The 9,269-nt window shown below is 72.6% G+C and carries 10 protein-coding genes; 4 read left to right on the top strand and 6 right to left on the bottom strand.

The genetic code is table 11. The annotated features are described in order from the left end of the window. Window positions 1-111 precede the first annotated feature (111 nt). Together LDL48_RS32005 and LDL48_RS32010 are read right to left on the bottom strand one after the other, a co-directional pair. Window positions 112-366 carry a hypothetical protein gene (locus LDL48_RS32005; protein WP_225258859.1) on the bottom strand — a complete coding sequence of 85 codons (255 nt, stop codon included), beginning with the start codon at window positions 364-366 and terminating at the stop codon, window positions 112-114. 105 nt (window positions 367-471) lie between these two features. Next, on the bottom strand, window positions 472-1,296 hold the full coding sequence (locus tag LDL48_RS32010) for a DUF6745 domain-containing protein (protein ID WP_225258860.1): 825 nt from the start codon (window positions 1,294-1,296) through the stop codon (window positions 472-474). Window positions 1,297-1,531: 235 nt separating this feature from the next. Between LDL48_RS32010 and LDL48_RS32015 the strand changes: the two genes are divergently transcribed. Next, window positions 1,532-2,734, top strand: a complete 1,203-nt coding sequence (locus LDL48_RS32015) for a serine hydrolase domain-containing protein (RefSeq protein WP_225258861.1) — start codon at window positions 1,532-1,534, stop codon at window positions 2,732-2,734. On the opposite strand, the gene LDL48_RS32020 is transcribed toward LDL48_RS32015, so the two are convergent. The 3 genes from LDL48_RS32020 to LDL48_RS32030 form a co-directional block, all read right to left on the bottom strand. Next, complete coding sequence (locus tag LDL48_RS32020) at window positions 2,717-3,016, bottom strand: BON domain-containing protein (protein WP_225258862.1); 300 nt, start codon at window positions 3,014-3,016, stop codon at window positions 2,717-2,719. The two genes, LDL48_RS32015 and LDL48_RS32020, sit on opposite strands and share 18 nt — an antisense overlap. Before the next feature lie 248 nt (window positions 3,017-3,264). Beyond that, window positions 3,265-4,059, bottom strand: coding sequence for an ABC transporter permease (locus LDL48_RS32025; protein WP_225258863.1), 795 nt, complete (start codon window positions 4,057-4,059; stop codon window positions 3,265-3,267). Continuing rightward, the gene (locus LDL48_RS32030; RefSeq protein ID WP_225258864.1) at window positions 4,056-4,970 is read right to left on the bottom strand and encodes an ATP-binding cassette domain-containing protein; all 915 of its coding nucleotides are present in this window, start codon (window positions 4,968-4,970) and stop codon (window positions 4,056-4,058) included. The genes LDL48_RS32025 and LDL48_RS32030 overlap by 4 nt, the downstream gene beginning before the upstream one ends. A 142-nt stretch (window positions 4,971-5,112) precedes the next feature. On the opposite strand from LDL48_RS32030, the gene LDL48_RS32035 reads away from it, so the two are divergent. Next, window positions 5,113-6,315, top strand: coding sequence for a sensor histidine kinase (locus tag LDL48_RS32035; RefSeq protein ID WP_225258865.1), 1,203 nt, complete (start codon window positions 5,113-5,115; stop codon window positions 6,313-6,315). Then, window positions 6,312-6,989 carry a response regulator gene (locus tag LDL48_RS32040; RefSeq protein ID WP_225258866.1) on the top strand — a complete coding sequence of 226 codons (678 nt, stop codon included), beginning with the start codon at window positions 6,312-6,314 and terminating at the stop codon, window positions 6,987-6,989. Before LDL48_RS32035 ends, LDL48_RS32040 begins: the two co-directional genes overlap by 4 nt. A gap of 3 nt (window positions 6,990-6,992) precedes the next feature. Here the strand turns inward: LDL48_RS32040 and LDL48_RS32045 are convergent, their stop codons facing one another. Next, complete coding sequence (locus LDL48_RS32045) at window positions 6,993-7,856, bottom strand: hypothetical protein (protein WP_225258867.1); 864 nt, start codon at window positions 7,854-7,856, stop codon at window positions 6,993-6,995. A 210-nt stretch (window positions 7,857-8,066) separates the two neighbouring features. Between LDL48_RS32045 and LDL48_RS32050 the strand changes: the two genes are divergently transcribed. Next, window positions 8,067-9,269 (top strand): Clp protease N-terminal domain-containing protein (locus LDL48_RS32050; protein ID WP_225258872.1); only part of this gene is annotated, 1,203 nt, incomplete at its 3' end.

Genomic DNA, 9,269 nt, shown 5'->3' on the forward strand with positions numbered 1-9,269 from the left:
GGCGAAGAAGACCCAGATCTGCACGACCCCGACTGTACGCTCACCGCACCTGTCCGCCACGACAATTTCGTGGCGCTGCGGTGACGCGGGGAACCCGGGACGTGTGTCGCCCTAGCGGCGGTCGCGATCGATGCCCTCGATGGCGGTGCTCGCCTCCAGCAGCCGGGCGCCGGTCCGCTGCCGGTAGATCTTCACGGCCGTGGTGAGGTCGTCCCGGTCGATCGCCGCCAGGACCTCGGCGCGCAGCGCCTCCTCGTCCACCGGCCGGCCGTCGCCGGCGCTCCGGGTGCGCCGGTTCAGCAGACCGGAGAGCAGCAGCATGACGATTCCGATCCCGCCGACGGCCGAAGCCAGTATCCATGTCATGTCCGGAAGCATGGCAACTCCCGCACCGTCTCCGCGTCTGCGTGACGGCTGAACACGTCCCGGTGCCGGTCCGACTTTCGTTGACGTCTCCGCCGGGCGGGGTGGTCAGCGGAAGTGCCGGCCGTCGCGGTACTCGACCGGTGCCCGCGCCGGAGTCGCCGACGGGTCGTCGGTCAGCCCGACCGGGCCGATCCGGGCCGGCCGCTCGACCAGGACGCAGACCTCCTCGCCGGGCCACCACCAGCCGGTGGCGCGGGCCAGGGCGGCCCACTCGTCGAGATGAGCGGCGTCGCGGGGCGCCGGCCGGGACAGGCCCAGCCGGCGGAGGATGTCGTGGTGGGCGATCCAGGACGCGTCCTGCTGGCCGTACCAGCAGACCGGGATCCGGGCCGGTGGCCCCAGCGCGGCCCGCACCGGCAGGGCGACGCCGTGCAGCAGCGCGGTCCGCAGGGACTCCCGGACGCCCTGCCGTAGCACGACGCGCAGCGGCACGCCGGCCTCGATCGCCGGGACCGGCGGCAGTACCGGCCACGGCCGGTCGCCCTTGCGGACGTGCCGGAGCGGTTCCAGATCGGGGTGGTCGGCGGCGTCGTCGAGCGCGGCCAGCAGGCGGGACCACCCGGCGGCGAGGTCGACGGCGAACCACGGTCTCCCGGCCGGCGGCTGCGGTCGCAGCCACGCGTGCAGGTCGTCGTGCCCGGGGATGCCCGCGGTGTGTTCCAGGGCCGCGGTGGGGGAGTCGACCCAGGTGAACCGGGGTCGCCCACGGCCCTGCCGCAGATAGAAGCGGGTCAGAATGTGTTCGGCGGTGGCCCGGTCGGCGGGCCCGGTGGCGAGTCCCACCTCGAGCCAGTCGGCGCGCCACGCGGCGGCCCGGTGCCAGTGATCGAGGACTGCGGCGGCGCCCCTGCGCCGCGCGGTGGCGGTCAACGCGCGAGGGCGCGCACGCCCTTTCGGTCAGCGGTCATCATGCGCACACGATGACCCATGATCGCCGGCGCCGCAACCCCAATTTGGCCGGTCACCGCCGCCGGTGGGTGCCGGGCGGGCGGTACAGCCTGCACTACCGGCGCGGCGGCGGGGCCGGGCCGCAGGCGGTATCGACCACAGTGGAACCCACGGGCAGGCTCAGGAGGTCCGTCCCACCACGTCCGGGGAGCCCGCCTTGACCACCACTCGTCACCGACCGCATCCACTCACCGCGCCGCCGCGGCGCCGCCGCGTGGCCGTCCTGGCGGCGCTCGCGACCGCGTCCGCCGGTCTGGCGCTCGCCGGCCCGGTGCCGGCCGCCCGCGCCCAGGCGCACCCGGACGCGGTGCAGCAGGATCTGCACCGTCTCGTCGGCGCGGACAGGTTTCCCGGCGCCCTGGCCGCGGTCCGGGACCGGCACGGCCGGACCCGCCACTACACGGCCGGTGTCGGCGATCTGCGCACCGGCGCCGAGGTGCCGGTCAACGGCCGGGTACGGATCGGCAGCGGCAGCAAGATGTTCACCGCCGTGGTCGTGCTGCAACTCGTCGGTGAGGGGAAGGTCGGCCTGGACACCGCGGTCGAGACGTACCTGCCGGGCGTGCTGCGCGGCGCGGGCGTCGACCCGGCCGCGATCACGGTGCGCCACCTGCTGCAGCACACCAGCGGGCTGCCCGACTACACCGAAAGGATGTTCACCGGCGTCGCCGACTACTTCCCGTACCAGCACAGATATCTCGAACCCCGCGAACTCCTCGATCTGGCCCGCGCCGTGGACGCCGGGCCGGCCGGCGGCGGGTTCGCGTACAGCAACACCAACTTCGTGCTGGCCGGCCTGATCGCCCAGCGGGTCACCGGCCGCCCGCTGAGCGAGTTGGTCACCACCCGGATCATCGACCGGATCGGCCTGCGCGACACGTACGTCCCGGAGGTCGGTGAGCAGGGCATCCGCGGCCGGCACCCGAAGGGTTACGTGCGCGAACCGGTCAGCGACGAACTGCGCGACTTCACCGAGATGGATTCCGGTTGGGGCTGGGCGGCCGGTCAGCTCGTGTCCACCCCGCAGGATGTCAACACGTTCCTGCGGGCCCTGCTGACCGGGAAACTGCTCGGGCCGGCCCAGCTCGGCCAGATGCGCACCACCGTCGACATGGGCGACGGCGGGCGGTACGGCCTCGGCCTGATGGAGATCCCGCTGAGCTGCGGCGGCGTGGCCTGGGGCCACGGCGGTGTGATCCCGGGTTACTCGGTGCACAACGGCGCCACCGACGAAGGGCGTGCGGTCACCGTCGCGCTCACGACGACCGGAGGTTCGCTGAAGGACCAGACCGTCGACCCCGACGGTGTCTTCGACGCCGCGCTGTGCGCGCACCGGGCGGGGTCAGGCGGGCTCCGGTAGGTCCTCCGACCAGACGGCCAGCCGGTTGCTGACGTCCGCCACCCCGGCCACCTGCCACACGATCTGGTGCACCTGGGCACGCATCGCCGGGTCGGGTACGCCGCCCTCCAGCATCACGACGCGGTTCTGGACCTCCACGACGATGTGGTGTCCGACCGGGGACAGGTCCGCCCGGAGGCGGGCGGCCACCCGGACCGCGAGGTCTTGGTCGGCCTCGGTCGGCGGCCGGGGAACCCGGTAGTACTGCGGGAACCGGGTGTCGTCGAACGGTTGGCGAGGCATGATCCTGGCTCCTGGGATGGTGGCGAGCATGCGGGCCCGGTGTACGAGCCGCCGATGCGTCCACTGTTCCGCCCCACGACGCGGACCGGGCACGACCCTGAACCAGGGACGTCGCCCGCAGTGACAGCGACGGAGGTAGATGTAACCGGCTCCGGGGGGCGGGAAACGTACCGGCCCCGGGAAACTGGGCCGAGCGCCGGTGGGAGACCGTGGTGGTCTCGCACCGGCGCTGCGGGTCGGCGGCACGGTCAGGCGTCGCTGCGGGACAGGCGCCAGGCGGCCGCGATGGCGGCGAGAACGACGTAACCGGCGAAGACGGCCAGCCCGGCGTACGGGGCGAGGGTGTCGGGAGCCTGCGTGACGGCGGCCGCGGCGTTGCCCGAACTGCCGGGAAAGTACCGAAGAGCGCCCTGCCACGAGTCGGGGAGCATGAGCCCGACGATGTTGTCGAACAGGAACAGCCCGCCGAAGACCGTGGTGACCGCGCCCGCGGTGGAGCGCAGCAGCGCACCGAACGCGATGCCGAGCAGGCCGGAGCCGGTCAACAGCACGGCCGTGTTGACCACCGCCCGGGCCACGCCGGCGTCGGACCAGGAGGCGGCGCCGTCGCCGATCAGGGCCTGCCCGCCGGTGAAGGCGATCGCGGTGGCGACCAGGCCGGTGACGAACGTGACGGCGGAGAACACGGCGATCTTGGCCCACAGCATCGGCAGGCGCCGGGGTACGGCGCTCAGCGTGGAGCGGATCATGCCGGTGCCGTACTCGCCGGCCATGAACAGCACGCCGAGGGTGCCGAAGGCGAGCTGGGCGAACATGACCCCGCCGAGGCTGGCGTCGGCGGCGCCGAGGCGGTCGTCGCCGATGCTCCCGCCGGAGGCGCTGACCGACGCGGTGATCAGGCCCACGCCGACCAGCAGGGCGACGCCGGCGGCCAGGGACAGCACGGTGGAGCGCAGCGACCAGAACTTGATCCATTCGGAGTGGATCACACGGGCCTGGGTCACCCGGAGTGGTTGGATCTTGCCGTTCAGTGCGGTGCTCATCGGTTGACTCCCGTCGGGACGTATTCGACGGCGTCCCTGGTCAGTTCCATGAACGCCTCCTCCAGGGACGGTTTCTGCACGCTCAGTTCGTGCAGGGTGATGCCGGCGGCCGCGGCGCATTCACCGATCTGGTCGGCCTCCAGGCCGGTGACCTCGAACGCGCCGCGTTCCGTGCTGGTGACCGTGACGCCCGGCCCGGTGATGAGTTCGTGCAGCTGGGCGGCGCGCGGGGAGCGCACCCGCACGACGTCGCCGGCCGCCTGGTCGATGAACCCGGCGACGGACATGTCGGCGATCAGCCGGCCCCGGCCGACGACGATCAGGTGTTCGGCGGTCAGCGCCATCTCGCTCATCAGGTGCGAGGAGACGAACACGGTGCGGCCCTCGGCGGCGAGGCTCCGCATGAGCTGCCGGATCCAGAGGATGCCCTCCGGGTCGAGACCGTTGACCGGCTCGTCCAGGATCAGCACCTCGGGGTCGGCGAGCAGCGCGGAGGCGATGCCGAGGCGCTGACCCATGCCGAGGGAGAACGCACCGGCGCGCCGGCGGGCGACCTCGCGCAGGCCCACGATGTCGATGACCTCGTCGACACGCGAGCGCGGCACGCCGGTGGTGGCGGCCATCGCGCTCAGGTGGTGATAGGCGGACCGGCCGGTGTGTACGGCCTTCGCGTCGATCAGCGCACCGACCTGCTGGATCGGTGCCCGGTGCGCGGCGTAGGGGCGGCCGTTGACGGTGGCCGTACCCGAGGTGGGTTTGTCCAGGCCGAGGATCATCCGCATGGTGGTGGACTTGCCGGCGCCGTTGGGTCCCAGGAAGCCGGTGACGATGCCCGGCTTGACGGTGAAGGTGAGGTGGTCGACGGCGGTCCGGCCGCCGAAGCGCTTGGTGAGTTCGTGTACCTCGATCATGCCCACCACGATGATCCATCGCGGGGTTCCGCCGCGTCGTCGTCACGTGGGCCGCTGCGGTACACCAGCGGCGGTAGCGCGGGGCGGCGGTTACCGCGGTGAGACGACGCGACGGTCTCCGGTCCGCGCGTACCGTACGGTCATGGCCGTGCCAAGATCGCCCTGGCGACGACTCCACGCCGCGGCGGCGCGCGTGCCGCTGCTGGTCGACGCGGCACTGGGCCTGGCGCTGGCCACCTTCGGCCTGGTCGTCGCGGTCGCCGGGCCGCCCGGTGAGGCGCCGGCCGGACTGGACGGCCCCGCCGTGCTCGCCGCGGTGCTGACGGCGACGGCGGTGACGCTGCGCGGCCGGTGGCCGGCCGCCGGCATCGTCGTGCTCACGCTCGTCGCGGTCGTCCTCCTGGCGACCGGAGGGGAACAGCCGATCCTGATCGCGGCGCTGTTCTTCTCGTTCTACACGTACGCGGGCACCGCCACCCGGCGCGCGCTCGGGTGGACGACCGGCGGGGTCTCCGCCGTGCTGTACGTCGCCAGTGTGCTGTGGGGCGGTGGCCAGTGGTGGTCACCGCAGAGCATCGGCGTCGTCGCCTGGATCGGGATGGCCGCGGCCATCGGTGACGCCATCCGGAGCCGGCGGGCGTACATCGCGGAGGTCGAGCACCGGGCGGACCGCGCCGAGGCGACCCGGGAGCAGGAGGCTCAGCGCCGGGTTGCCGAGGAACGGTTGCGCATCGCCCGGGAACTGCACGACGTGATGGCCCACCACATCGCGGTGATCAAGGTGCAGGCGTCCGGCGCGAAGCACATCCTGCACCACCGGCCGGAGCAGGTCGGGCCGGCGCTCGACCACATCAGCCGGGCGTCGGACGCGGTGCTCACCGAGATCGCCGCGGTGCTGGGACTGTTGCGCGGCACCGCCGACGCGACCGACCCGGACGGCGACGCCACCGAACCGACGCGCGGGCTCGCCCGGCTGGCCGGACTGCTCGACGACCTCGCGGCGAGCGGCCTCCGGGTCGATCACCGTCAGATCGGCGCGGCCCGTCCGCTGCCGGCCGTGGTGGATCTGGCGGCCTACCGGATCGTGCAGGAGGCGCTCACCAACGCGCAGAAGTACGGCGACCGCACCGCCGAACTCACCCTCGCCTACGACGACGACGGCGTCACGCTGACCGTCACCAACCGGATCCGCGGCGACGCGCCCCGGACCGGGTCCAGTCTCGGCCTGATCGGGATGCGCGAACGCGCGCTGGCCGCCGGCGGCACCGTGACCGCCGCACCGAGCACCCCGAACGTCTTCACCGTACGGGCGATCCTGCCCACGACCACGAAGGTACCGACGTGACGATCCGCCTGCTGCTCGCCGACGACCAGCCGCTCATCCGCGCGGGTTTCCGGATGTTCGTCGACCCGGAACCGGATTTCGAGGTCGTCGGGGAGGCCGGGACCGGCCGCGAGGCCGTGGAACTGGCCCGCACCGCCCGCGCCGACGTGGTGCTCATGGACATCCGCATGCCGGACATGGACGGCATCGAGGCCACCCGTCGCATCGCCGCGTCGGACGATCTCGCCGGGGTGCGCGTCCTGGTCCTGACCACGTTCGAGAACGACGACAACGTGGTGCTGGCGTTGCGCGCGGGCGCTAGCGGGTTCCTCGGCAAGCAGGTCGAACCGGCGGACCTGATCCACGCGGTACGGGTGGTCGCGGCCGGCGAGGCGCTGCTGTCGCCGACGGCCACCCGCGGGCTGATCAGTCATTTCCTCACCCAGCCCTCGACCGTCGCGCTGCCCGAGGCGCCCGCGCTGGGCGCCCTGTCCGACCGCGAGCGGGAAGTGCTCACGCTGGTCGCGCTCGGGCTGTCGAACGACGACATCGCCGCCCGCCTGTACCTGTCGCCGCTGACCGTCAAGACCCACGTCAACCGGACGATGACCAAGCTGGGGGTCCGCGACCGGGCGCAGCTGGTCGTCCTGGCGTACCAGAGCGGTCTGGTGCGGGCCGGCGAGCCGCAGCCCTGAGTCTCAGACCGGGACCGACTCGGATCCGCTGGTCAGGTCGCTGCTGGGGACGGTGTGGGTGCCCGGTCCGGAGTCGAGGCGGACCAGGTAGTCGGTGGGCGGGCCGGTCCGTGCCCAGCGGGCGCCGACGACCGTGCCCGGGCGGTCGCCGACCTGTACCCGGGTGCCCGGCGGGTGACCGTCGTACGGTTCGACCAGGAGCGCGTCCAGGATCTGCCGCGCGCCGTCGACCGAGCCGCGCAGGCTGGTGGAGCGGAGTTCCCGCCCGAGGGTGAGCGCGGCGTCGCGGAACCACCGGTCGGTGGCGTCCTCCCCGGCGGCGAGCGCGGCGTCCACCCGTACCCACAACTGCCACCGGTCCTGGTCGAGCAGGTGCCGGGCGGCGCGGTCGACGGCGGCGCAGGGGATGTCGACGGCGGCCTCCTCGCCGAGTTCGGCGGCCCAGTCGAGTTCGTCGCGCGGCGGCAGCAGGTGTGGCGTCTCGTGCGCGAGGACGGCGTACAGCATGGCGAGGGTCGTCTCGCGGCCGTCGCCGGTGTAGAGCGGGCCGATCCCGGCGGTGGCGCGCAGCGGCGGGAACCGCCCGACCAGGTGTGCGGCGCGCCCGAGCGGGAGGTCGGCGGCCAGCCGGGTGTCGCGGACCCGGCCGTTGAACGTGCGGTGTTCGCGCGCAGCGAACATCCACGCCCGGTGCTCGTCGCCGCCGACCGGGAAGCGCGGGCGCCGGTCGCCGTCCGGCGCCGGATTCCGGTCCTTGAGCAGGCGGGCGGCGACCGAGTAGGCCACGCCCAGCTCCGCGGCGAGGGCCCGGATCGCGCGTCGGCGGGCCCGGTCGGGTACGGATCGTCGGCTGCGGGTTCCGTTCATCGTGGTCCTCCCGCGCTCATCGTAGGGCCAATCCGCGGTACTCTGTGGGGGCAGCGCGCCTGCACGAGCGTAGCGAGGTCCCCCACGCGGACCGCGCGTCAACGCCAAGAGGCTTCGACTCAGCGCACGCCACTCCTGTCCGTTTCCGCGCGTCCGCGCGTGTCTCCTTGGGCGGGGTGCGTGGGGCTCCGCTGCGAGGATGTGAGTGTCGTGTTCGAGCGGTTCACCGACCGTGCCCGACGGGTTGTCGTCCTGGCTCAGGAAGAGGCCCGGATGCTCAACCACAACTACATCGGGACAGAGCACATCCTGCTCGGCCTGATCCACGAGGGCGAAGGCGTTGCCGCGAAGGCTCTGGAGAGCCTCGGCATCTCCCTCGAGGGGGTCCGGCAGCAGGTTGAAGAGATCATCGGCCAGGGTCAGCAGGCGCCGAGCGGGCACATCCCGTTCACCCCGCGCGCCAAGAAGGTGCTGGAGCTGTCGCTGCGTGAGGCGTTGCAGCTGGGCCACAACTACATCGGCACGGAGCACATCCTGCTCGGGCTGATCCGGGAGGGCGAGGGCGTCGCCGCCCAGGTGCTGGTCAAACTGGGTGCCGGTCTCGACCGGGTCCGCGAGCAGGTGATCCAGCTGCTGTCGGGCTACCCGGGCAAGGAGCCCGGTCCGGCCGCGTCGGCCGCGGCTCCGCCGACGTCCGCGGTCCTCGACCAGTTCGGCACGAACCTGACGCAGACCGCCCGGGAGGGCAAGCTCGACCCGGTCATCGGCCGGGAGAAGGAAATCGAGCGGGTGATGCAGGTGCTGTCCCGGCGGCTGAAGAACAACCCGGTGCTGACCGGCGAACCGGGCGTGGGCAAGACCGCTGTGGTGGAGGGCCTGGCGCGGGCGATCGTCAAGGGCGAGGTGCCGGAGACGCTGAAGGACAAGCAGGTGCACACGCTGGATCTGGGTTCCCTGGTCGCCGGCTCCCGCTACCGCGGTGACTTCGAGGAGCGCCTGAAGAAGGTGCTCAAGGAGGTCGGTACCCGCGGCGACATCATTCTGTTCATCGACGAGGTGCACACCCTGGTGGGTGCGGGTGCCGCCGAGGGGGCGATCGACGCGGCGTCCATCCTCAAGCCCATGCTGGCCCGGGGTGACCTGCAGCTGATCGGGGCGACGACCTCCGACGAGTACCGCAAGTTCATCGAGAAGGACAAGGCGCTGGAGCGCCGGCTCCAGCCGATCCAGGTGCACGAGCCGACGTTGGCGCACTCCATCGAGATCCTCAAGGGCCTGCGGGACGCGTACGAGGCGCACCACCGGATCAGCATCACCGATGCCGCGCTGGTGGCGGCGGCGACGTTGGCCGACCGGTACATCTCGGACCGGTTCCTGCCGGACAAGGCGATCGACCTGATCGACGAGGCGGGT

Source organism: Jidongwangia harbinensis (assembly GCF_020216025.1).
In the GTDB taxonomy this organism is placed as follows: Bacteria; Actinomycetota; Actinomycetes; order Mycobacteriales; family Micromonosporaceae; genus Actinoplanes; species Actinoplanes harbinensis.